Annotated in this window: 21 protein-coding genes, 1 other RNA gene and 3 pseudogenes; 10 read left to right on the plus strand and 15 right to left on the minus strand. The window is 51.0% G+C overall.

The annotated features are described in order from the left end of the window. The first annotated feature begins 41 nt into the window (after positions 1 to 41). From smpB to MUU47_RS02175, 4 genes and pseudogenes are all read left to right on the plus strand, one after another. Positions 42 to 524: an SsrA-binding protein SmpB gene (smpB, locus tag MUU47_RS02160; RefSeq protein WP_159757942.1), complete on the plus strand. Its 483-nt coding sequence runs from the start codon at positions 42 to 44 to the stop codon at positions 522 to 524. Between the two features lie 810 nt (positions 525 to 1334). Further along, positions 1335 to 1651 (plus strand): annotated as a pseudogene (locus MUU47_RS02165) (beta-barrel domain-containing protein); the annotation flags it as partial. 70 nt (positions 1652 to 1721) lie between these two features. Next, positions 1722 to 2084, plus strand: a transfer-messenger RNA (tmRNA) gene (ssrA, locus tag MUU47_RS02170). A 188-nt stretch (positions 2085 to 2272) separates the two neighbouring features. Beyond that, positions 2273 to 3010: pseudogene (locus MUU47_RS02175) on the plus strand (tyrosine-type recombinase/integrase); the annotation flags it as partial. A 119-nt stretch (positions 3011 to 3129) separates the two neighbouring features. On the opposite strand, the gene MUU47_RS02180 reads toward MUU47_RS02175, so the two are convergent. The 3 genes and pseudogenes from MUU47_RS02180 to MUU47_RS02190 all read right to left on the minus strand — a co-directional run. Continuing rightward, on the minus strand, positions 3130 to 3846 hold the full coding sequence (locus MUU47_RS02180; RefSeq protein ID WP_258986461.1) for a PP2C family protein-serine/threonine phosphatase: 717 nt from the start codon (positions 3844 to 3846) through the stop codon (positions 3130 to 3132). A gap of 3 nt (positions 3847 to 3849) precedes the next feature. Further along, positions 3850 to 4623 carry a serine/threonine protein kinase gene (locus tag MUU47_RS02185; protein WP_258986463.1) on the minus strand — a complete coding sequence of 258 codons (774 nt, stop codon included), beginning with the start codon at positions 4621 to 4623 and terminating at the stop codon, positions 3850 to 3852. A gap of 280 nt (positions 4624 to 4903) precedes the next feature. Next, positions 4904 to 5068: pseudogene (locus MUU47_RS02190) on the minus strand (phage polarity suppression protein); the annotation flags it as partial. A 540-nt stretch (positions 5069 to 5608) separates the two neighbouring features. On the opposite strand from MUU47_RS02190, the gene MUU47_RS02195 reads away from it, so the two are divergent. After that, entirely contained in the window at positions 5609 to 5920 is a 312-nt protein-coding gene (locus tag MUU47_RS02195; protein ID WP_258986464.1) for a helix-turn-helix domain-containing protein, read from the plus strand. 114 nt (positions 5921 to 6034) lie between these two features. Here MUU47_RS02195 and MUU47_RS02200 read toward each other — a convergent pair whose 3' ends face one another. The 6 genes from MUU47_RS02200 to tdcA form a co-directional block, all read right to left on the minus strand. Then, complete coding sequence (locus MUU47_RS02200) at positions 6035 to 6520, minus strand: cold-shock protein (RefSeq protein ID WP_258986465.1); 486 nt, start codon at positions 6518 to 6520, stop codon at positions 6035 to 6037. A gap of 207 nt (positions 6521 to 6727) precedes the next feature. Beyond that, positions 6728 to 9022 (minus strand): formate C-acetyltransferase, encoded by a 2295-nt coding sequence (pflB, locus tag MUU47_RS02205; protein ID WP_258986467.1) that lies wholly within the window; start codon positions 9020 to 9022, stop codon positions 6728 to 6730. 31 nt (positions 9023 to 9053) lie between these two features. Beyond that, positions 9054 to 10265 (minus strand): propionate kinase, encoded by a 1212-nt coding sequence (tdcD, locus tag MUU47_RS02210; protein WP_258986471.1) that lies wholly within the window; start codon positions 10263 to 10265, stop codon positions 9054 to 9056. Between the two features lie 20 nt (positions 10266 to 10285). Continuing rightward, a complete protein-coding gene (gene tdcC / locus MUU47_RS02215) occupies positions 10286 to 11617 on the minus strand; it encodes a threonine/serine transporter TdcC (protein ID WP_258986472.1) in 1332 nt (443 codons plus the stop codon). A 23-nt stretch (positions 11618 to 11640) separates the two neighbouring features. Further along, on the minus strand, positions 11641 to 12630 hold the full coding sequence (gene tdcB / locus MUU47_RS02220; RefSeq protein ID WP_258986473.1) for a bifunctional threonine ammonia-lyase/L-serine ammonia-lyase TdcB: 990 nt from the start codon (positions 12628 to 12630) through the stop codon (positions 11641 to 11643). An 84-nt stretch (positions 12631 to 12714) separates the two neighbouring features. Further along, entirely contained in the window at positions 12715 to 13653 is a 939-nt protein-coding gene (gene tdcA, locus MUU47_RS02225) for a transcriptional regulator TdcA (protein ID WP_258986475.1), read from the minus strand. A gap of 720 nt (positions 13654 to 14373) precedes the next feature. Between tdcA and MUU47_RS02230 the strand changes: the two genes are divergently transcribed. Then, positions 14374 to 15240: a hypothetical protein gene (locus MUU47_RS02230; RefSeq protein ID WP_258986476.1), complete on the plus strand. Its 867-nt coding sequence runs from the start codon at positions 14374 to 14376 to the stop codon at positions 15238 to 15240. A 15-nt stretch (positions 15241 to 15255) separates the two neighbouring features. On the opposite strand, the gene MUU47_RS02235 is transcribed toward MUU47_RS02230, so the two are convergent. Together MUU47_RS02235 and MUU47_RS02240 are read right to left on the minus strand one after the other, a co-directional pair. Then, positions 15256 to 15894: an ECs1377 family protein gene (locus MUU47_RS02235; protein WP_258986477.1), complete on the minus strand. Its 639-nt coding sequence runs from the start codon at positions 15892 to 15894 to the stop codon at positions 15256 to 15258. A gap of 64 nt (positions 15895 to 15958) precedes the next feature. Next, positions 15959 to 16843, minus strand: coding sequence for a LysR substrate-binding domain-containing protein (locus tag MUU47_RS02240; RefSeq protein ID WP_258986479.1), 885 nt, complete (start codon positions 16841 to 16843; stop codon positions 15959 to 15961). A gap of 98 nt (positions 16844 to 16941) precedes the next feature. Between MUU47_RS02240 and MUU47_RS02245 the strand changes: the two genes are divergently transcribed. Continuing rightward, complete coding sequence (locus tag MUU47_RS02245; RefSeq protein WP_258986481.1) at positions 16942 to 17550, plus strand: short chain dehydrogenase; 609 nt, start codon at positions 16942 to 16944, stop codon at positions 17548 to 17550. A gap of 54 nt (positions 17551 to 17604) precedes the next feature. On the opposite strand, the gene MUU47_RS02250 is transcribed toward MUU47_RS02245, so the two are convergent. Continuing rightward, positions 17605 to 17763 (minus strand): YqaE/Pmp3 family membrane protein, encoded by a 159-nt coding sequence (locus MUU47_RS02250; RefSeq protein ID WP_110511345.1) that lies wholly within the window; start codon positions 17761 to 17763, stop codon positions 17605 to 17607. Between the two features lie 161 nt (positions 17764 to 17924). Between MUU47_RS02250 and MUU47_RS02255 the strand changes: the two genes are divergently transcribed. Then, a complete protein-coding gene (locus tag MUU47_RS02255) occupies positions 17925 to 18104 on the plus strand; it encodes a GDFGVC terminal motif YodC-like protein (protein ID WP_159758122.1) in 180 nt (59 codons plus the stop codon). A 50-nt stretch (positions 18105 to 18154) separates the two neighbouring features. Here MUU47_RS02255 and stpA read toward each other — a convergent pair whose 3' ends face one another. Then, entirely contained in the window at positions 18155 to 18556 is a 402-nt protein-coding gene (gene stpA, locus MUU47_RS02260; RefSeq protein ID WP_258986482.1) for a DNA-binding protein StpA, read from the minus strand. A 693-nt stretch (positions 18557 to 19249) separates the two neighbouring features. On the opposite strand from stpA, the gene alaE reads away from it, so the two are divergent. Next, positions 19250 to 19687, plus strand: coding sequence for an L-alanine exporter AlaE (gene alaE, locus MUU47_RS02265; protein ID WP_258986483.1), 438 nt, complete (start codon positions 19250 to 19252; stop codon positions 19685 to 19687). Positions 19688 to 19854: 167 nt separating this feature from the next. Here alaE and MUU47_RS02270 read toward each other — a convergent pair whose 3' ends face one another. Continuing rightward, on the minus strand, positions 19855 to 20199 hold the full coding sequence (locus MUU47_RS02270; RefSeq protein ID WP_110511349.1) for a DUF2002 family protein: 345 nt from the start codon (positions 20197 to 20199) through the stop codon (positions 19855 to 19857). Between the two features lie 160 nt (positions 20200 to 20359). Here MUU47_RS02270 and MUU47_RS02275 point away from each other — a divergent pair, with 160 nt between their 5' ends. Then, positions 20360 to 20686, plus strand: coding sequence for a DUF883 family protein (locus MUU47_RS02275; protein ID WP_258986484.1), 327 nt, complete (start codon positions 20360 to 20362; stop codon positions 20684 to 20686). 64 nt (positions 20687 to 20750) lie between these two features. Here MUU47_RS02275 and pdxR read toward each other — a convergent pair whose 3' ends face one another. After that, positions 20751 to 22103, minus strand: a complete 1353-nt coding sequence (pdxR, locus tag MUU47_RS02280; RefSeq protein WP_258986703.1) for a MocR-like pyridoxine biosynthesis transcription factor PdxR — start codon at positions 22101 to 22103, stop codon at positions 20751 to 20753. Between the last annotated feature and the right edge of the window lie 21 nt (positions 22104 to 22124).

Raw genomic sequence — 22124 nt, forward strand, 5'->3', positions numbered from 1 at the left:
AGGATTGAGGCAATGTACAGAAAAGATGACTTCAGGACACTATGACTAAGAAAAAATCTAACAAACCTGGATCAGCCACTATCGCGCTGAATAAACGCGCCCGCCACGAATATTTTATCGAAGATGAGTATGAAGCGGGACTGGCCCTACAGGGCTGGGAAGTCAAATCTCTGCGTGCAGGTAAAGCCAACATTAGCGACAGCTACGTTATCCTGCGTGACGGTGAAGCCTATCTGTTCGGGGCTAACTTCCAGCCGCTGGCCGTCGCATCGAGTCACTACGTCTGCGATCCTACCCGTACCCGTAAGCTGCTGCTGAATCAGCGCGAGCTTGATTCGCTCATCGGCCAGATTAACCGCGACGGTTACACCGTACTTGCACTCTCTCTCTACTGGAAGAATGCCTGGTGTAAAGTCAAAATTGGCGTGGCGAAGGGTAAAAAGCAGCACGATAAACGCTCCGACCTGAAAGATCAGGAATGGGCGCGTGATAAAGCGCGCATTATGAAACACGCCGGGCGCTAATTCCTTTCATCTGAAACTGTCCCGAAAGCGTGGAATAACGCTAACGGGACTTTTTTACGTCTGGCACCACCATTCCTTCCCCCGCTAAAAATTAATTAAAGCCGAAATACAATTACTCATCAAAAAACAATTCACCAGACCATCAATATCATTAGAACCTTCATGATATATCATGTAGTCCTTGAGGGGCTTAATTAACACTATTATTCGCGGTCTTACGTAAAGGGACCGGGATCGCATTCGAAGGGAATATTTAAAACAAAAAAGGGGATATTTCTCTCGCAAACCATCCGTTCAACACATAAGAACCGATAACCATTACCCCTCACCGCCTCTCAGAAATAATTTCCATTTATGCGGGACAACCATCGATATTTCAATGTGTTGAACCAAAAACATTCCGCATCACTCGCCTTCACCCACCTCAAACGGACCAGACAACTTGACGCCTCAGGTACTAACAGTTCACTTTTACTAAAGCAAAGTTAAACGTTGCTTAATTTGTGCATTCTTTCGTTCCTGTCTATATCATGATCAGTACACACAGCAATATTAAGCCGATAAAAAACTGGGGTTTTCGTCTCAGGACAATTCACGTCAGACCTGCCGCATAATTTAATTATTCACTGCTTCTAATAGCAACGGACCTTGTTTGTAAAAACGGTACCACCACTATCGTTGAATGGACTGATAACCATGTGTCCTGTTTCTATTATTTCCGAATTGACTGGCGTATCCAGCACTGTTCAAGCCTCTGAAGTAACCCTCACAGCGGCATCCCTTGTGAAACTTCAGCTTGAGCGCTCGGATAACGGTGAAATGATGGAGATAGTCCCCGTAGACGATCACCTGCTGATCGAGGCCCGACTTTCGCCGCGCGGCATCGAAGGCGCAGTGGAGACCATCTCGCCGGACACCATTCAGGACAAAGTGAAACCAGAAATCGTGTATTACCGGGTAGTTATCCGCACCCATCAGGACTATCTGGTGAACAAACGCGGCCACAAATTTTCGATATCACCGGGGGGATGGTCGCCAGCGTCGACATCAAAACCGGCGAGAAAACCGTCATGGATTACCTGATTAAACCGTTCAACCGTGCGAAAGAGGCGCTGCGTGAGCGATAAGTGAGCGTTTACGCGGGTTATAGCGGTGGTATTTAGCCTGGCAGGTCTGTTATACTGACTGGAACACATTGGGGCTGATTCTGGATTCGACGGGATTTGCGAAACCCAAGGTGCATGCCGAGGGGCGGTTTGCCTCGTAAAAAGCCGCAAAAAAATAGTCGCAAACGACGAAAACTACGCTTTAGCAGCTTAATAACCTGCTAAGAGCCCTCTCTCCCTAGCTTCCGCTCTTAAGACGGGGATCAAGAGAGGTCAAAACCAAAAGAGATCGCGTGGACATCCTGCCTGGGGTGAAATCGCTAAAACTAATCAGGCTAGTCTGGTAGTGGCGTGTCTGTCCGCAGCTGCCCGGCGAATGTAAAGACTGACTAAGCATGTAGTACCGAGGATGTAGGAATTTCGGACGGGGGTTCAAATCCCCCCAGCTCCACCAAAATTCTCCATCGGTGATTACCAGAGTCATCCGATGAAGTCGAAAGCCCGCATAGCGAAAGTTATGCGGGCTTTTTTGTGGGTGTAATTGTTTGAGTCGATCCGCCTGAATCCAGTGATTATGGGTATACGTTTAGGTATAGGATGTATACCTAAATGCGTATACCAATTCATATAAGAGCAGCCATAGTGGCACGGACAACACGCCCCCTGACCAACACCGAAGTTCTGCGCGCTAAAGCGTTAGAGAAGGATCTAACGCTGCATGATGACGATGGGCTTTTTCTGATAGTGAAAACCAACGGGAAAAAGCTCTGGCGTTTCCGTTATCAACGTCCGGCAACAAAGCAGTGGACCATGATGGGACTTGATGCTTTTTCTGCCCTTTCGCTTGCCGATGCCCGAGGGTTAAGGGCGGATTACCTTGCCTTACTAGCCAACGTGGCCAACCCACAAATTCAAGCTGAGGTTGCAAAGAATCGGCAACAGCTTGTGCGCCTTTCTGAGGCCTCCGGTGCTCGTTGGGCAAAGATCGATCTAGAAGCAAAGCTTTAGACTATTCCAGCCGAACGGATGAAATCTAAGCGTGAGCACGTTATACCTCTATCTCCTCAGGCATTAGAGATTCTGGAAGTAATGAAGCCAATCAGCGCTCATCGTGAACATGTTTTTCCGAGCAGAAATGATCCAAAGCAGCCCATGAATAGCCAAACAGCTAATGCAGCTATAAAACGGATTGGATATGGTGGTAAATTGGTTGCTCATAGATTAAGGTCGATAGCGAATACGGCAATGAATGAAAAGAGATTTAATGCTGACCTTATAGAAGCGGCGCTTGCTCACTCGGATAGAAATGAAGTTAGACGAGCCTACAACCGTTCAATTTATTTAGAACAACGAATCATCTTAATGGATTGGTGGGGAGAATATTGTACAAATAAAAAACCTAATTGTATTCACGCCATACCAACTAAAGAGTGGGAAATATTTATAACACGCAAATTCAAGCGAGCTAAAATCAGCTCGCTTATAATTCAGATACAAATTCAGCTTACTTTCACACCAATAAAAGTATAATCATCAATAATGCTCTTCTCGATCCTTTTTCTTAAACTACTCGCGAAGGACGAAGGAGAGTTCATTGTTTTTTCAGAAAATTTAGGCCTAGTATCCCAATGTTTATAAGCCCCATCAGACATTGCATAAATTTGAAGAACCCCATTAAACTTTAACTCATCAATTGGTACAGATATTAGCTCAAAACTCAAATCAGTCGTATTCGACAGAGCATTAATTAAAATTGAAGACAATCTTTCTTTATGATTCCTCAAATTACGCAACTTATGCTCACCAGAGTCAAGGAGTTCTTGATATCTAGTTTGATCTGTTGTTAACTGATTTAATTTATTATTTTTACTGAAATAGACACGACAATCACCAGAATGCCCAATTAACACTTCATTATCTTTAATATGAATGATTGTTAAAGTTGTAGCAGTACTAATATTTAAATCATCAATTTCTTTCTTAGCCGAGTGAAATGCCCCTTCAATACAAAAAGAGTTATCCCCGAGTACTTGCTTGATACCTCGGATAGCAGCATGTGATGCTAGAATTGAATGTTCTGAAGATCCAACACCATCAGCCACAGCAAAAACTATATTAAAATCACTATCAAATGACGGAGGCAAATAAAAATCCTCATTTTCATTTTTCTCGGGTTGTTTTGAGCTAAAACAAGACATTTCAATTATATTATTCATAGTTTAAACCCCCGTCACTTTTATAAAATCTTCCAATAACTCCTGTGCATCTTGATATCGTTCTTCAGGCCAATGAGCACAACATTTAGCTATCAACTTTCTTAACTTATCGCTTCTTCCTTCACAGTATATGTCAGTGATAATTTTCCCCACAGCAAATATATCAGTTTGAAAAGAGAACAGACCGCTTTCATGTATTTCTGGCGCTCTATACCCGTCTGTACCCATCTGATTCGGATTAAATTTTGTTTTGACCTCAGCTCGTAAAGTATCTCTGTCTTTTACAAGGCCGAAATCAGTTATTTTGTATTTACCATCGGTATAATAAAGAACATTCCCTGGCTTTAGATCCCGATGTATATAATCATTCTCATGAATAGTAATAATTCCCTTTAAGATCTGAATTACAGCTGATGACTTCTCAGCGTCACTCATACCATTGCGAATGGATTCATATAAATTGCACTCAGCCAACTCCATAACAAAATAAGGCTTATCGCCATTAGTATTAAAAAGAACTATTGGCGCAATGGAATCATAATTTATTCTGTTGAGAATGCATTGAGTTTTTATCTCAACTAAAAAACGCTGCCTTAAGTCAGTTAGCTCTTTTATTGCTGTATCGTCATACTCTGGGCATGGAGCAAAATATTTGCGGGCATATGCTGTTACGTTGGTATGAGTCAAATTATGCACACCAACCTGAAATACCTCGCCAAAGCCACCACGTCCTAGCTTGCGACCATCTTCAAGTAAATAATTACCGCACCGTTCCACGGCGCCCCCTCATTCTAAGTAATGGCATGATAGGATTGGGAAAACACATATGAATTTCTTTTTTATACACCTTTACTATTTGGCGCGCAATGCTCTCCCCGCCACGCCTGCACGCTTAAGGGGGCGCTTTTAATGCAGGTGCAAGGCGAGCCTCAGGCCGCACCAGACCTTGCGCTGGCGAGGGAGATCGGGACGTAAAAACTCATGCAAAACCATGCACCTTACGCATGCATGGACTAATTCTGGAAAAATGGCGGGATTTACGGGGATTTTTTGACGGCTACTGCGCGGTCAGTTCTGCGCGTTTATTCACGTAATTCAGGTTCTGTGCGGGTGTGAATTTCTCACGATTATCATCCCACGAAGCCGCGTCAGGCCTGAATCCGCTGGCCGTTAAAATGTCACTATCCTGTGCGGAATAATTAATTTTTTCACTGGCGGCAATGAGTTCGCGGTATTCCTGCTCGGTGTCGGCCAGCCCAAAATCCCCCATCAATGCTTATCAGAATCACTTGATGAAGTCGAAAGCCCGCATAGCGAAAGTTATGCGGGCATTTTTGTGTCCGGGTAAAAGATCCGGGCGTTATCCCCTCTCTCGTGGAACCTTCTTCGCAACCCATTTGCAACCACTGCAACGCGGAAAAATTCTTTGGAAAACAACTCGCATTGTGTCCGTTACTGGGTTGGTTAACGTCTTCGATTTGCGATATAGTCAGCCCCGCTGTGGCAAAATCCACAGCCGGGTTTCGCAGCCCGAAAATTACCTTGAGAACACATATATTCCATAATTATGTGTTGCGCCTCCGTTCATCTGTCAGACACTGATTTTGTGTTTGCACATTCAATGGTGGCTCAGGCAGGGCAGCCTTCGGGCTGGCCGGGTCATCTCCAAGGTAACCGGTACTGCGAACCTTGTCTGAGCTACCACCAATCAAGAGTTTCGCAGCTCTATTGGTGGTCAAAACCACATACCTTGGAGACACACATGACACTATCACACAGCCCCACTTTCCTGCCTTTTCAGGACTGGCACACTGCCGACATCATTGCCGCACTGCATAAAAAAGGCACGTCACTGGCAGCAGAATCCCGCGCTGCGGGTTTAAGTTCCTCAACGCTTGCTAATGCGCTGACGCGCCCATGGGCAAAAGGGGAATTGCTGATCAGTAAAGCGATTGGCGTACCCGCCGAAATCATCTGGCCAAGCCGCTACTTCGATGCCAAAACGCGTAAACCTGTCTCCAGGCCTATGCGCGCGCACCGTATGAAACGCAGAGAAGATATTTCGCTGGTGTAAGTGCTGACATTCACCACGAAATCAGCCAGCGTGGGTAACTGACCTTTACCCACGCTGAAAATATCATGATGTGTGTCGAGACAGTGTGAAGGGGGAAACGAGTGAGAGTTCGGTTTACTTCGACTGCAACATCTTCATCGTGGCGTCGATATCAATCTCATCTTCCGAGAAGATGTGCGTCGTTCCCTGGAAAGTAGTGATAACCAGCTTTTTCAGGGTGCGCATTTCGCCTGGTTTGGGCGCCGCTTTCGGGCGGATGTTGTGCATCAGTGCGCCAACTGACAGCACCGCGTTCTCTTTATCAATCCCGACTTCAGCAGGCACTTCTTCGTTGAAGGAGAGGAACGATTTAATCGCCGTGAGCTTGATACGCTCGCCCGCGATGTAGATGTATTTACTCTCAGGATCGACCTTCACAGAGAACGCCGATGGGCCTTTGTTGTTGGTGGTTGGCTCGAACGTCACCGTGGCGTCTTTTCTGATCAGCTCAGGGTTCGAGACCTTAATCACATGAAAATAGCGGTTCTCGCCGTTTTCATCTTTGATAAAACCGAAACCTTTGTCTTCAAACCAGGTTGTGATTGTCCCGCGCATCGCCATTACCACCTAATAAATCGTTAAACATGTCAAAAATTGCAGCGCGCAGTTTAAAGCAGAATCCCTGCGTCGACCATGTCTTTAGTTTAAGTCTGAACGATTTTTCGCCAGCGCGCCAGACAACAGGCGGGGAATTAACGCGGAGTGAGGAAGAGTAAAAAAGAGGGGCGCCCTCCATGCGGAGTCGCCCCGATGACTATGATGACGGTTTTAAATCGCCTGGGTGAATGTCCGTGAAATCACATCCTGCTGCTGCTCGCGGGTCAGTGCGTTAAATCGCACCGCATAACCGGAGACGCGAATAGTCAGGTTCGGGTAATTGTCCGGGTGTTCAATGGCGTCCATCAGCATGTCGCGGTTCATCACGTTGACGTTCAGATGCTGCCCGCCTTCAATGCGCTCCTCATGATGGAAATAACCGTCGAGCAGCCCGACGAGGTTGGTTTTACGACTGCCCTCTTCCTTACCGAGCGCCGCGGGGACTATCGAGAAGGTGTAGGAAATACCGTCTTTGGCGTAAGTGAATGGCAGTTTCGCCACCGACGTCAGCGAGGCCACCGCGCCTTTGCGATCGCGGCCGTGCATTGGGTTCGCGCCCGGTGCAAACGGCGTGCCGCCCCGACGTCCGTCCGGCGTGTTGCCGGTTTTCTGCCCGTACACCACGTTAGAGGTGATGGTCAGCACTGACTGAGTCGGCACCGCATTGCGGTAGGTCGGCAGCGCGCTAATCTTCTTCATAAAGCGCTCTACCAAATCGCAGGCGATGTCGTCCACGCGGTCGTCGTTATTGCCGTACTGCGGGTAGTCGCCTTCGATAACGAAATCTACCGCCAGGCCGTTGTGGTCACGAACCGGGCTCACTTTCGCGTACTTAATCGCCGACAGCGAATCCGCCGCCACCGACAAGCCGGCGATCCCGCAGGCCATGGTGCGATAAACATCGCGGTCGTGCAGCGCCATCAGTGAAGCCTCATAGCTATATTTATCATGCATATAGTGAATGAGATTCAGCGCACTGATGTACTGCGTCGCCAGCCAGTCCATAAAGTGGTCGAGGCTGCTCATGACGGTGTCGTAGTCCAGCACGTCGTCCATCAGCGGGGCCGTTTTCGGCCCGACCTGGATTTTGAGCTTCTCGTCCACGCCACCGTTAATCGCATACAGCAGCGTTTTTGCCAGGTTGGCACGCGCGCCAAAGAACTGCATCTGCTTGCCGATCACCATCGGGCTGACGCAGCAGGCAATCGCGTAGTCATCGCTGTCGAAATCGCTGCGCATCAGGTCGTCGTTTTCATACTGCAATGAAGAGGTGACGATAGACATCTGCGCGGCATATTTCTTGAAGGCAATCGGCAGCGCTTCCGACCACAGAATGGTCAGGTTCGGCTCCGGCGCAGGCCCCATGGTGTGCAGGGTGTGCAAGTAGCGGAAGGCGCTCTTAGTCACCAGCGTGCGGCCATCGAGGCCCATCCCGCCAATCACTTCGGTGGCCCAGATAGGGTCGCCGGAGAACAGCGTGTCGAACTCCGGCGTGCGCAGGAAACGCACCATCCGAATCTTCATAATGAAGTGATCGACCAGTTCCTGAGCATCTTTCTCATTCAGGCGACCGGCCTGCATATCGCGTTCAATGTAGATATCGAGGAACGCGGTGGTGCGGCCGAGCGACATCGCGCCGCCGTTCTGCGATTTCACCGCGGCCAGATAGGCAAAATAGACCCACTGCACGGCCTCTTGCGCGGTCTGCGCCGGGCGGGAAATGTCGTAGCCATATTTGGCGGCCATTTCCTGAATCTGTAATAGCGCGCGCCGGTGTTCGGACAGCTCTTCACGCAGGCGAATGGTGGCTTCCAGATCTTCGCCACGCTCCATCGCGCCCTGCAAATCAGCAAACTGCAGTTCACGTTCGCGCACCAGATACGTAATGCCGTACAGCGCCACGCGGCGATAGTCGCCGATGATGCGCCCGCGCCCGTAACCGTCCGGCAAACCGGTCAGCACGCCCGATTTACGGCAGCGCATCATTTCCGGGGAATAGACGTCAAACACGCCCTGGTTATGGGTTTTACGCAGCGACGTGAACTGGTATTCAAACTGCGCATCCATTTCACAGCCGTAAGCGTCGAACGAGCTTTTGATCATGTTGATGCCGCCAAACGGGTGCAGCGCACGCTTGAGCGGTTTGTCAGTCTGCAAGCCGACGATTTTTTCCAGCGGCTGGTCGATGTAGCCCGCGTCATGGGCGGTAATAGTGGTTGCGACGTTGGTATCAAAATCCACCGGCGCATGGGTGGCGTTTTCCTGGCGAATGCCCGCCATCACCTTTTCCCACAGCGCCGTGGTGGCCGGCGTGGCGTCAGCGAGAAAAGATTCATCGCCTTCGTAAGGGGTGTAGTTTTGCTGAATAAAATCACGAACGTTAATACTGTGCTTCCATTCCGCGCCGTTAAATCCCTGCCAGGCATCGGTATAATGCATATCGTTTATGTCGATATTAACCTTCATTTCTGAGCTCTCTGTTATTCAACTTTCTATTTCAGGAAAGTGCGTATTCAGCAGAGAAATTCATTTCCCCTAACTGAATGGCATCGAGTGCAATCATCTTTTCTTCATTGGTCGGAATAACGGCGCAGGCGACCGCCGAATGTGCGCCGGAAATAATCCGTTCCTCGCTTCCATGCAGGGCGTTTTTATCTTCGTCCAGCGTCAGGGAAAACACCTGCAAATGCGCCATCACCAGTTGGCGAATTAACGTGGAGTTTTCGCCGATCCCGCCGGTAAAAATAATGCCGTCGAGGCGGTGTAATGAAGCAGCGTGCCCGGCAATGTGGCGCGCGATGCGATGCACAAAAGTCTGAATGGCGAGCCGGGCGTGCGTGTGCCCGTCGTGCCACGCCTTTTCGAGCGTGCGCATATCCGACGAAAGCCCGGAAATACCCAGCAGCCCGGACTCCTTATTCACGACCCGCTCCAGATCACTGAAGCTTTGCCCGGTCTGTTCGGCAATCCACGCCATCGCACCAAAATCGACGTCGCCGCAGCGGGTGCCCATCATCAGCCCTTCCAGCGGCGTCATGCCCATTGAGGTATCCACGCTGCGCCCGTTACGAACCGCGCAAATCGACGCGCCGTTCCCCAGATGCGCAATCACCAGCCCGGAATCCTCTTCACGCAGGCCCAGCAGGGTATGCGCCTGCTGGCTGACATAGCGATGCGAGGTGCCGTGAAAGCCGTAGCGACGCACGCCCAGCCCTTCAAAATAGTGCCACGGCAGACCGTACAGATACGCGTGCGGCTCCAGTGTCTGGTGGAAACTGGTGTCAAACACCGCCACCTGTTGCACGCCGGGGAACAAACGCTGCGCCGCCTCCACGCCGCTGAGGTTGGCGTAGTTGTGCAACGGTGCCAGCGGTGAAACTTCACGGATTTGAGCGATTACCTCGTCGGTAATCCGCACCGATTCACTGAAAATACTGCCGCCGTGGGCGATACGGTGGCCAATTAAGGCCACGCTGTCGATCAGGGCGCGTTTTTCCAGTTCGCTGGCAATCGCCTGCAACGCACATTCGTAGGTTGGGTAAGCCAGCGTCGCTGGCTCACCTCCATTCACCGTGAGGGCTGCGCCTTCGTTATTGATGCCGTCCGCGAGGCCGGTCAGCAATACGTCCTGGCTTAGTGCATCCAGTACCGAAAACTTAATCGATGAGGATCCACAGTTAATGACCAGCACTACCGGAAATTCAATCATTTACGACTCCGTCATCCTGTTCAGAACAGCTTATAAACGATGTTCAGAATGGTCAGGAAACCAATGGCAGTAACAAAAATGTTGTCCGCCTTCCCTTTGAATTTCGCCAGCGCCGGGACTTTACGAATCGCGAACATTGGCAGCAGGCACAGCAGCGAGGCGATAATCGGCGCGCCCATCGCTTCAATCAAATCGAGGATATTCGGGTTGGCGTATGCCACCACCCAGGTTGAGCCCATGATGAAAATCATGCTCAGGGTGTTCAGTTTGCGGCTGGTGATTTTGGTCTTGTCGCCTTTGTAACCGAACTTGAGGATCAGCCCGTTCAGCCCTTCCAGCGTACCGAGGTAGTGGCCGAAGAAGGATTTGAAGATAGCGACCAGCGCGATAATCGATGCGCCGTATTCCAGCACGGTGGCGAACGTTGTTTTCTGTCCGGTCATCGACGCGAAGTGGTTCGCGAGGTAGGAGAGCACCGGAATGTTCTGCGCTTTGGCTTCCGCCATGTTTGCCGGAGAGAGCGTGAACAGGCAGCTAAAGGCGAAGAACATCACCACCGCGACCATCAGCATACTGGCGCGACCGATGATTTTGGAACACTTCTTCTCGGTGTAATCGCGACCAAACTCCCCTTCATACTCTTCGCGCTTGGAGACCACGAACGACGAGACAATCGGCGAGAAGTTGAAGGAGAACACCATGATGGAAATACCCAGCCATACGGTGACCAGAATGCCGTCGTGTCCGGTAAAGGCGATGTCGCTGAGGTGCACCTGATCAATGACCGCTGAGTTCCAGTAAGGGATCAGCGACAGCGAAATCAGCACCAGGCTTGCGATGAACGGGAAGACCAGGAAGCTCATCACTTTGACCATCAGGTCCTTACCGAACCAGATGACAAATGCCATCACCAACAGCAGGCACAGCGCCACCAGGCCACGGTTAAGCGGCACCATCTGCAGCTGGTTTTCCCAGAAGGTCATGAAGGTGTTGGTTATCGTGACCCCGTAAATCCACAGCAGCGGGCAAATCGCAAAGAAGTAAAGGAAGGTAATGACTACGCCGCCGGTTTTGCCGAAGTGTTCTTCGACGGTTTCGGTGATATTGCCGGACGGATTGCTCCCCGAAAGACAAAGCCGCGCCAGCGCCCGGTGGCAGTAAAAGGCAATCGGATACGCCAGCACCAGCATCAGTAAAATCGGGATCAGGCCACCGTAACCGGCACGGATCGGGAAAAAGAGCACCCCTGCCCCGATGGCGGTGCCAAACAGGCCCAGCGTCCAGGTGGTGTCAGATTTGCGCCAGGCCGACGCTTTGTCGGTACTGGCAATGAGGGTTTCTGCGTTGCTCATAAAAGTTTCCTTATCAAAAGAAATTAAGCGTCAACTAAACCGGTAATTTGCGAGACGCGGGACAGGTCGATATTGCCGCCAGAAACGATGCTGACGGTTTTGCGCCCACGAATATGTTCATCAAGTTTGCCGCTGAGCAGCGCCGCCGAGGCCAGCGCGCCCGCGCCTTCGGTAATGACTTTATTGCGCTGAATGAGCGCCACCATGCTGCGGCGAATGTCGTCTTCACTGACCAGCACAATGTCATCCACCAGTTCGCGCACGATTTCAAAAGTCAGAATGCCTGGGCGGGAGACGTCGCAGCCGTCCGCCAGCGTGGCGCGGGTGCGGTGGTTGGTGATTTCCCCGGCGCGGAACGAGGCCGCCATACCGTGTACGTTTTCGGACTGCACGCCGATGATGCGGATGGTCGGGTTAATGGATTTGATTGCCATGGCGATCCCCGCAATCAGGCCACCGCCGCCGATCGGTACAATCACGTTATCGACGTCGTACAGATCCTGGAGGATCTCAAGCCCGATGGTGCCCTGCCCGGCAATAACCATTTTGTCGTCATACGGCGGGATGAAAATGCGCCCTTCCATTTCGACGATTTCACTGGCGCGGGCGATGGTGTCGTTAAAGCTGTCACCGTGCAGCACCACTTCGGCGGAATAATCCGTGGTGGCAGCGACCTTCGATTTCGGTGCGCTGCGCGGCATGACCACTTTGCCGTCGATGCCGAGCATCGCGCAAGAGAGCGACACGCCCTGCGCGTGGTTCCCGGCGGAGCATGCCACGATGCCTTTGCGTTTTTCCGCTTCGGTCAAAGAACTTAATTTGTTAAATGCGCCGCGGATTTTAAATGAACCGGTACGCTGCATATTTTCGAACTTGAGGTATATTTCGCCTTTGCAGCATTCGCTCAAATAATTAGAACGCGGCATCCCGGTTTTATATATTTTACCGGCCAGACGTTTTTGCGCCATTTGAATATCATCAAGGGTGACGGGCAGATCGTATGTAATATGCATTTTATCCTCTTCTCAGGAATAAAAATAAAAGGGGGCAGAGCCTGTATTCCAGCGCTCCAGAGTAAGTAATAATAAAAAGTTAAATCAGACTAATTCGGCGATTTCTTTTCGTTTGCGACAATTATGCAGTGAATATTGTTTTGCCAGTTCGACTAATACTGAGGCAGATTTTTTAATTCGATAATTCTTTGACCAGATGGCGGCATAGCGCGCCACCGGCAACACGTCTTCGACGGGCAGCGTAATAAACTGGTTTGAACCAAACGGGGCGGTCATGTCGCACGGGATGACGGTCAGGAAATTGGCATTCAGAACCAGGTTGTAGATGGTGACGACGGAGTCGGTTTTAACGATGTTCTCGGTGCTAATGTGGTGTTTTTCGAAGGTGGTGAGCAGCTCTTTATAGAATCCCATATCGGTTTGCGGCAGGACCCACTGTTCGTTTTGCAACGCGTCCAGCGTGGTCATGCCGGTGCATGTTCGGGATTTACTGGCCACCAGCACGAACTCGGATTCAAACAACGGCTCGACGTGCAGATCCTGTAGCTGCATTTCATCGCTAAGGGTGCCGATCGCGAAATCCAGTCGCCCATCACGCAGCGCCGGGAGGAACGATGCCAGCTGTGCTTCGTACATCGATACCTGCGCCTTCGGGAACACCTCTTTGAATTTCTTCATCATGCTGGAAAGAAAGGTAAAGCCAATCAGCGACGGGAACCCGAAGGAAACGTCCACCACATGGCTACAGCTCAGGCTGTTAATCTCGCTCACCATGTTTTTCATTTCACGGGTGATGGACTCGGAATAGGAGAGTAAAACCTGGCCGGCACTGGTGAGCGTCACGCCGGTATTTTTCCGGACCATCAGCTCAATGCCAAAATAGGATTCGATGTCATTGATCGTTTTACTGACCGCAGGCTGGGTTAAACCGAGCTGTTTCGCCGCCGAGCCGATAGAGCCACTTCTGATGACTTCCTGAAAAACCACCAGCTGCTGCGTTTTCGGTAAAATGATATTTTCCATCTTATTCACCCTTAATTTCCATTTCGCGGTGAATTCTAGGCAATATAACCCCTTGGGGTATGTGCGATTACTCACAGTTTGCCAGAAACCGTTTTTACACAACCCAACAAAAGGAAAAAAACCGTTAAAATTCATATTGTTGATTATTTTTCATCTGCATTTAGAGTGATTTTCATCAATAAATAAGACGGGTATAAATTTATTTTATGGAGATAAAACATGCCATTCATGATTATATTTCCCGCTTGCTTAAGGCTAACTTTCAATCAATTAGCGAGCAGGAAACACTCATTCATTAATCAATTATTTTTGTATTTATCAACATAAGCTATAATGTCACACGTAAATAAAGGTTAAATTCAGATCAGGTTCGCACTATTATGTTAATCACAGCGCCGCAGCAATGTTTTGTTATCATTGCCTAAGCTTGTTCTTAACATGCAATCAGAAATTAGAACATATTTACAACACTGCCTTTTGCCGTAAATTCAGGCTAATATTTTACATAGCCTGACATTCCTAAGCATAAGAATGAACTCAATTACGCCATGACAGTCTTTTGTGCTCCATGTCGCATATTGAACATCTTGCTGCTTTCGGCGTGAGTGCAGGCTGCCAGATTATTTTTAAACAACACTCGGATTGTCGCATTAATGACCAGACAGCTAAGATCGGGCTTATCCTTCCTAATTTCTCCGCTTTCGCGCGGGTGGAGTCAGTATGTTTGATTCAAAAATGGCGGACCTACGACAGGGACGATGGAAAAAACGTCTTCCGCTGCTGGTCTTAAAAGGCGCTCGCAGCGGTAATCCTTATGATTACTACGCGGTGCATTTGGTTGATGTCGACCGTAATCGCTATCAACTGGTGGGGTACAAGCATCGCGCCGTGACGCTTGCCCGCTGGGATTATGACGTGGGGCGCTATCTCGACGAGCAGCGCATCAGCGTGGCGGAACTCGACGCAATGCAGGCAGAAATTATCCATCACCGCAGCTACGGGCCGGTGAGTTTCTCCGGCATTCTTGGCTTCAGCTTTAGCTATCGCACCCGTTTCGCCTATATCAAAACCCTGTTTAGCCGGGGCAAAGGCAAACTGGTGTCGACGTTTTTCGCCAATAAAGAGCTGAAAAGTCGCGACCGCATCGCCCTGCTTAATCTGCTGGTGAATGAATACATTCAGCAGCGCCCATCGCGGCTTCACGCTGGCGTGCTGATCGATGAAGTGATCGAAATGCTGTACGGTAAGCTCTGGTACAAGCACATTCGCAATGAAGAGTTTCGCCGCAAGGTGAGACTGCTGCTCAAATCGCTGATCATCACCGGGGATTTGGCGCAGAAAGATGACCGCTATTACGTGCAGCCGCAGTCCGTCGCGACGATTGTCGAATTTGAGAAAGAAGAGCGTCGCGTCGAGCAGCAGGACAAAATGCAGCGCAATTTCGTGCGCCTGATGATTGTCATCACCGCCTCTACGGCGCTGATCACCCTTGCGCTGCTCGGGCTGGCGGGCGTGGTCGATTTGCATAAAGTCTGGGACGCCCTCAGCAACCTCAATCCGTTCAGCGTCCTGATGAAGCTGATTTAATGCCGCTTCCTCTCATTATCTCTCCTGCCTCACCCACTGATAAACAGGTACCCGGCGAAGGGTACCTGTCAGCGTATCGAACGCGTCCACTTCGGCGGTGGAAATCTTCATGCCGGACTTTCTCAGGGTAGAAACATCCGCGGCGATACGCTGCATGCCAAACCAGAACAGGCCATCCAGCGCCGTAACCGGTAAACCAGCCTCCAGCGCCAGTCTCAGACGTTCGCGCGGGGCTTTCACCTGTTTCGCAATATTCTGATAGGAGGCTGTCGTGACGTTTCCTGACTCAACCCGGCGTATACGGTTGGAGAAACGGTAGCGGAACGTTTCCGGCACGTGGCTGAGATCGGCTTTGAGACTATAAACGCAACCATAGCGGTTATCGCTGATGGTGACGGGTTTACGGCTGAGTTGCAGCTCACCACGCAAACGGTCGATTAACTGCGGCGCGCGGATCAGTTGCAGGCGAAAAGGCAGCTCAAAACTGGTGACATAATCCACGTTAAGCAAGGCCAGCCGCAAACGCGCCTCACTGCCCGCTTTTTCCTGTCGACACTCTTCAAGCACTTCAGCCCATTGCTGCGTCAGCCGTGGCGATTCATCCACTTGCGTAAACTGATATTTTTCAATTTCATAATCGATGCGTGCTGCCATGGATATTTCCTTACCCGCATACCCTCAATTTTCACTCACTTTACCGCATAAAACTTCCCCTGCGCTACTGCGCTACCGCGTGCTGTAAGTGATCAATAAAACCACTGAGCTTGGGCAGGCGGTGCAGATCATGACGATAAAGCATGTGTACCGGGCGCGGTGTGGGCAGCCAGGCATCCAGCACTCGCACCAGCTCGCCGCGTTTGAGTTCCTCACGAAGTAAGATTTCAGGCTGAAGCAACAGCCCTGCTCCGGCGAGCGCCGCCATTTTCAGGCCCAGTCCATCGTTGCAGGCCAGTACCGGATCGCGCCGCCATGGGCTTTCCACCTCACTGCCGGACAGTCGCCATTCATTGCGGGCATTCCACACCATATGCGACAAGCAGCGGTGGGCCGTTAAATCCTGTGGGGTCTGCGGCGTACCGTAGCGAGCAAGGTAATCCGGCGCGGCGCAGATAACCATCCGGTACTGACACAGCGGTTTTGCCACCAGATCGCCGTCGCGCAAATCACCTATTCGCACAGCGAGATCGAACCCTTCTTCCACCAGGTTCACTACCCTATTGCTGAGGTCGAGTTCCACCCGCACGTCCGGATAGCGCTGTAAAAACGTGGCCACTGCCGGGGCCACGATGCAGGCACCGAGCGTTGACGGCGCACTGATACGCAAAGTGCCGGATGGCGCTGCGCGCAGGCGCTCCACGGAAGCATCCGCTGCCGCCACCTGTTCCAGCACCCGCCGACACTCTTCGGCGTACACACGTCCGGCATCCGTCAGGCTCTGGCGACGGGTGGTTCTGTCCAGCAGTCGCGCACCCAGCGTGGTTTCAAGCGCAGTGATATATTTCCCAACCATCACCGCGGAAATTTCCAGCCGCGTCGCCGCGTCGGTAAAGCTGCCGCATTCGACCACCGCCACAAAGATTTCCATACTGCGAAGCTTATCCATATTCCGAACCTGTTGTTATTAATGTTCTAACCTGATGCCCGTTTATCGCACATTTAATTCGGTAAAGAATAGACCTGATACCCAATGAGGAGCGGATTATGAAAATAGTGGTTGTAGGTGCCAGCGGCACGCTCGGTCGTGCAGTTGTGGCTGAGCTGGAAAAAAATGCAGAGAACACGGTTTTCCGCGTGGGTCATAGCCAGGGCGATATGCGGGTCGATTTGAGTGATGAAGCCAGCGTTGATGCGCTGTTTGCCCAGACGGGCAAGGTGGATGCGATCATCGCCACTACCGGTAATGTTTTTTTCGGGCCGCTGAGCGAGATGACGGCGGAAGACTTTACCCTCGGGTTGCAGGATAAGCTGCTCGGGCAGGTGCGTCTGGCGCTGAAGGGCCAGCATTTTCTCAATGACGGCGGGTCCATTACACTGACCAGCGGGATCATCGCCGATGAGCCTATCGGCCAGGGCGTCAATGCTACCAGCGTAAATGCGGCGCTGGCGGGCTTCGTAAAAGCCGCTGCCTGCGAATTACAGCGTGGGATAAGGATAAATCTGGTGAGCCCGACGCTTTTGACCGAATCGGAAGCGGTTTACGGCCCGTTCTTCCCTGGTTTTGAAAGTGTTCCGGCCGCACGCGTGGCGCTGGCGTTTCGTCGGAGTGTTGAAGGGGTGCAAAGCGGGCAGGTGTTGAAAGTCGGGTATTAAAGTACAGGCCCGGTGAGCGAAACGCCACCGGGCAAAAAACGTCACTGATTGAAATCAGTCGCGCGTCTGAACCCAGAACGCGTGGATCAGACCCGGGATATAACCGAGCAGCGTCAGCACGATGTTAAGGATAAACGCCCAGCCAAATCCTTTACCCAGCAAAACGCCCAACGGTGGGATGAGAATGGTAAAAACGATGCGCCAGAAACCCATAAAAACTCCATGCAATGAGTCATGATAAAAAAGAGATACTTCTCTAAGCGTAGCCATTGTCGCCCGACCTGGCATTTTCGCCCATCGCGTTTACCCTCTTTTACCTTTTTAACCCTGCGTGCGCTAAGGTATAACGACAGGCAATAAAAAAGGAGAACACAATGTATTCTGTTGGCGATCTGGTACAACCCAAAATGGGCGGCCCCAAAATGAAAATCATCGAAATTCACGGCGACCAAATTGTGGCCGTTGCTGCAAGCGATGAACAGGGGGAGAAATATACCCTGAAAGCGGTAGATGTTGCTCCCTACCATGAAGAAGGCGACTTTGGCGTCTGCTAAATAAAAACGGTGAGGGAAATCTCACCGCCTTCGTTGTTAACGCCTAAATGTTAAATCAGAAAATCATTAAGTGATTTACCGTTAGCAACAGCCTGAGCGAGCGGCTTCGGCATTCTGCCCTGACCGGTCCAGGTTTTCTGCTCACCGTTGAAATCAGTGAAACGGTATTTTGCCGGGCGAGCCGCACGCTTTTTGCTGGTACCGGTTGGCGCCGCAATGTCACCCATCAGGTCATCCGGGGAGATGCCTTCGGATTTCATAAGCTCAAGCCAGGCATTGATTTTTTCCTGCTTCTCGGCCAAGTTTTCGCGCAGGCTTTCTTCTTCGCTACGTTTTTCTTCAGTCACGATCCTGAATTTTTCCAGCATCTCTTCAAGCACGTCAATGGAGAATTCACGCGTCATGGCGCGCAGGGTGCGAATATTATTAAGTTTCTGTAACATAATTGACATATATTATTTAAATTCCTTTCCACTGGCTAAAAATTGGCACTACTGGAACAATTGTATTATATGATGGAATTATTTACCACCGCTGCACCTGTGTCTTTATCTCATAGTGAGATTATCAACATATATATTTAACCATAACAGATTGGGCATATTTTCATATATCAGTAAACAGTTAACGGTGACGACTGAATAAATACTGTTGATATTATCTGCGGGCATGCCTGACGGTGAGCAAACTCTTTCTTTAGTGTCAGGTGATTAGCCCAGCCCACAGCCGAACAAGCTACTGAATAAATACCCATTCGATGTGAATAGAAAAACGACATAACAATCAGGATTAATCACTTAAAAAATCAAAATAGACATCAATAAACGCTGAATACGTTTTGGATGATGCCATAGGATAAAATTTTGCTCGCTCAACCAGCGCCACTGACATATCTTTACTGCCAAAAACAATCAATACATTGAAAAATAACGACAAAAATAACATCAGCAACAAAAATAGCGTTATGCGATGAAAACCTCTTCGCGCAGAGTATTTTATTAACAAAACGCGTATAAATAAAAATTTTGAGCTAGTTGTTACTTTTAAGGCAGATGGATACTCTATGCAGGAAAACAGAGCCAACCCAAAGCACTGTTAATAACGCTAAAATTCCGTTTTTACCTCTTTCTTCAAGGAGCATACCGATGTTCTCTGCGCAGTCTCGCCTGCGTCATGCGGCAGCAGACACTTTCGCCATGGTGGTCTACTGTTCCGTCGTGAACATGTTGATTGAAATATTTCTCTCCGGTATGAGCTTTGAGCAGTCACTTTCTTCGCGTCTGGTGGCTATCCCGGTCAACATTTTAATTGCATGGCCATACGGTTTTTACCGTGACTGGATGATGCTCCATGCGCGCCGGTTGAGCCCGTCAAAATGGATGAAAAACCTCGCCGACGTCGTAGCCTACGTGACGTTTCAGTCACCGGTGTATGTTTTGATTTTACTGTCGGTGGGCGCAGACTGGCATCAGATTGCCGCAGCGGTAAGCTCGAATATCGTGGTGTCGATGGTGATGGGCGCCGTTTACGGGTATTTCCTCGATTATTGCCGCCGTCTGTTTCGCGTCAGTCAGTACGCCTGACGCTGATATACTCTAAATAATTCAAGTTGCAGGCAGACGGAAAACCTGTGAGTCCCCGGGAGCTTACTCAAGTAAGTGACTGGGGTGAGCTGGTGTAGCCAACGCACATGCGGCTTGAAGTATGACGAGTATAAAGGCCACGACTGGCCAGAATGCCAGTCGTAGGCTTATAACCCGTCGCCAAAAAGTCCATTCAGAAAACGCTCAAGCGCAATGCGAGAGCTGAAGCCGTGCGGTATTCCATAATGCTGTTGCGCATCACCGCCTAAATAAAGCGGAAACTGTTGATAATGGTCGCAGGTTTTAATGTCTGAAGCCGGGTCCGCCAGCATATTGCTGCGCTCTTTAAGGGCCGGATGAATGATAAGCGCCGTTCTGCCCATCCTCGCTTCGCGATTCACATAGACATAATTATCGCCACGGCGGTAGCCGTAAATTTTCTGCGTCACGTCGTCCATCGTGAAACCGACTTTTTCAAGAACGCGCGCTACCTCATCAGGTCGTAAATACATAGTGTTTCCTCGTTATCCTGTACAGCCACGCCACCTTACAGTATTCAGCATTAGCATCGCTTTCAGAAAAATCCATAAACGGCTTAATAAGGCGTGATTCATCTCAGAGGATTGAAATCTGTCCTAGACTTAACGTCACCGTTAATCAGGGGAGGATCCCATGTTCAACAGACCTAATCGCAACGATGTAGATGATGGCGTTCAGGATATTCAAAACGATGTAAGCCAACTGGCCGACTCGCTGGAAGAGGTGCTGAAGTCCTGGGGCAGCGATGCCAAAGACGAATCGGATAACGCCCAGCGCAAAGCCAAAGCATTGCTGCGTGAAACCCGCGCCAGGATGTATGGTCGTACCCGCGTCCAACAGACAGCCCGCGATGCCGTAGGGTGTGCGGACGGCTTTATCCGCGATAAACCGTGGCAAGCGGTGGGTGCCGCTGCTGCGGTCGGTATCTTTATTGGCGCGTTGCTGAGTATGCGTCGATAATTAGAGCGTCGTGCTGATAATAAATAGGCGCCCGCCCCGGCAGGCTTTTGGTCTGTCGGGGTTTTTACTTTATCGCCTGGTAGAGCATTTTCGCCTGCTGCTGCGCCATCGCCAGACTTGAGATATTGGTGAAGCTCATCAACAACCCCGATTCGCCCTGACTGTTAATGCGCCAGTCGCTTAATGCCTGAACCGCCAGCCGGGCCTGGCGCCCACGGCGGGCAAGTTCGTGACAGTCACCGCCGACGCTCATCACCAGCTGAATGCCCCCCTGCTGCGGCACGACGCGAAATCCCTGCTCGACCAGCGCCTGCTCCAGCCACTGACGCCGCCGGGCATAGTGTTGACGCATCTTTTTCAGATGTCGCCAGAAATGCCCTTCGCGCATGAAATCCGCCATCGTTTGCTGCCACAACAGCGGCACGCCGCACGCCGCCAGCGACGCCTGCTGACGAAACGCGGCCACCTGTGGCAGCGGCACCACCAGCCAGGCGGTGCGCAGTGCGGGAAACATCGATTTGCTGAACGTTCCGGCGTAAATCACCCGCTGCGGTGCATCCAGGCTTTTAATCGGCGGCAGCGGTTTGCCCTGATAGCGAAATTCGCTGTCGTAGTCATCTTCAATTACCCACGCTTCCCGGTGCGCGGCCCAGTCCAACAGCTGATGGCGGCGCGGGAGTGACAGCGCTACGCCCAGCGGGCTCTGATGCGCGGGCGTCAGCAGCGCAAAACGCGCATCCGGTGCCAGCCGCAGTCCTTCATCAATACGCATGCCTTCGTCATCCACCGGCACCGGACAACACACGATCCCCTGACGGGCGATCAACGGGCGGATCAGCGGAAAACCGGGGTCCTCCAGCCAGATTTTATCCCCCGGCTGGCCGAGTGTGTTCAGGATCAGCGCCATCGACGCCGCATAGCCCGTGGTGATAAACACCTGTTCCGGCAGACACTCGATGCTTCGGGAAAAACGCAGGTATTCGACAATGGCACTGCGCAGCGCCATTTCGCCGCACACATCGCCGAGCGCCAGATCGAAACGCGTCTGAGTGCGCAGCCGCCGCCCCATCACTCGCGCCCACTGCGCACGCGGAAACAGATCCAGGGCGGGCAGTCCCATCTGAAACGGTTGCGGCTCCGGCTGCTCGCCGCCGTACCACATCGGTTCCGGCGCGGCGGGCCCTGGCATCACGCCTGCACTGACAAACGTTCCCGCCTGCCCACGTCGCTCCAGCCAACCCTGCGCCACCAGCTCACCGTAGGCGGCTTCAACCGTGGCGCGTGAGACGCCAAGTTCCTGGGCGTAGACCCGGCTGGCAGGCAGCCGTTTGCCCGGCGCGAGTTCGCCCTGCTCAATGGCGGCTTTAAGCTGGCGGGAAATTTGCTGGTAGCGTGGTCCACGGGAGACGTCATTCATGGTCTGGTTTTTCACTCAAAA

The sequence above is a fragment of the Scandinavium hiltneri genome (assembly GCF_024764835.1).
GTDB classification, from domain to species: domain Bacteria; phylum Pseudomonadota; class Gammaproteobacteria; order Enterobacterales; family Enterobacteriaceae; genus Scandinavium; species Scandinavium hiltneri.

Bases quoted from the DNA above. Each gene is read 5' to 3' on its own strand.
- MUU47_RS02270 (WP_110511349.1), bottom strand. From the start codon at position 20,199: ATGTATTTACGACCTGATGAGGTAGCGCGCGTTCTTGAAAAAGTCGGT.
- MUU47_RS02275 (WP_258986484.1), top strand. From the start codon at position 20,360: ATGTTCAACAGACCTAATCGCAACGATGTAGATGATGGCGTTCAGGAT.
- MUU47_RS02245 (WP_258986481.1), top strand. From the start codon at position 16,942: ATGAAAATAGTGGTTGTAGGTGCCAGCGGCACGCTCGGTCGTGCAGTT.
- MUU47_RS02235 (WP_258986477.1), bottom strand. From the start codon at position 15,894: ATGGCAGCACGCATCGATTATGAAATTGAAAAATATCAGTTTACGCAA.
- pflB (WP_258986467.1), bottom strand. From the start codon at position 9,022: ATGAAGGTTAATATCGACATAAACGATATGCATTATACCGATGCCTGG.
- tdcB (WP_258986473.1), bottom strand. From the start codon at position 12,630: ATGCATATTACATACGATCTGCCCGTCACCCTTGATGATATTCAAATG.
- stpA (WP_258986482.1), bottom strand. From the start codon at position 18,556: ATGTCAATTATGTTACAGAAACTTAATAATATTCGCACCCTGCGCGCC.
- tdcA (WP_258986475.1), bottom strand. From the start codon at position 13,653: ATGGAAAATATCATTTTACCGAAAACGCAGCAGCTGGTGGTTTTTCAG.
- MUU47_RS02195 (WP_258986464.1), top strand. From the start codon at position 5,609: ATGACACTATCACACAGCCCCACTTTCCTGCCTTTTCAGGACTGGCAC.
- MUU47_RS02255 (WP_159758122.1), top strand. From the start codon at position 17,925: ATGTATTCTGTTGGCGATCTGGTACAACCCAAAATGGGCGGCCCCAAA.
- MUU47_RS02240 (WP_258986479.1), bottom strand. From the start codon at position 16,843: ATGGATAAGCTTCGCAGTATGGAAATCTTTGTGGCGGTGGTCGAATGC.
- MUU47_RS02200 (WP_258986465.1), bottom strand. From the start codon at position 6,520: ATGGCGATGCGCGGGACAATCACAACCTGGTTTGAAGACAAAGGTTTC.
- smpB (WP_159757942.1), top strand. From the start codon at position 42: ATGACTAAGAAAAAATCTAACAAACCTGGATCAGCCACTATCGCGCTG.
- alaE (WP_258986483.1), top strand. From the start codon at position 19,250: ATGTTCTCTGCGCAGTCTCGCCTGCGTCATGCGGCAGCAGACACTTTC.
- tdcC (WP_258986472.1), bottom strand. From the start codon at position 11,617: ATGAGCAACGCAGAAACCCTCATTGCCAGTACCGACAAAGCGTCGGCC.
- MUU47_RS02230 (WP_258986476.1), top strand. From the start codon at position 14,374: ATGTTTGATTCAAAAATGGCGGACCTACGACAGGGACGATGGAAAAAA.
- tdcD (WP_258986471.1), bottom strand. From the start codon at position 10,265: ATGATTGAATTTCCGGTAGTGCTGGTCATTAACTGTGGATCCTCATCG.
- pdxR (WP_258986703.1), bottom strand. From the start codon at position 22,103: ATGAATGACGTCTCCCGTGGACCACGCTACCAGCAAATTTCCCGCCAG.
- MUU47_RS02250 (WP_110511345.1), bottom strand. From the start codon at position 17,763: ATGGGTTTCTGGCGCATCGTTTTTACCATTCTCATCCCACCGTTGGGC.
- MUU47_RS02180 (WP_258986461.1), bottom strand. From the start codon at position 3,846: ATGAATAATATAATTGAAATGTCTTGTTTTAGCTCAAAACAACCCGAG.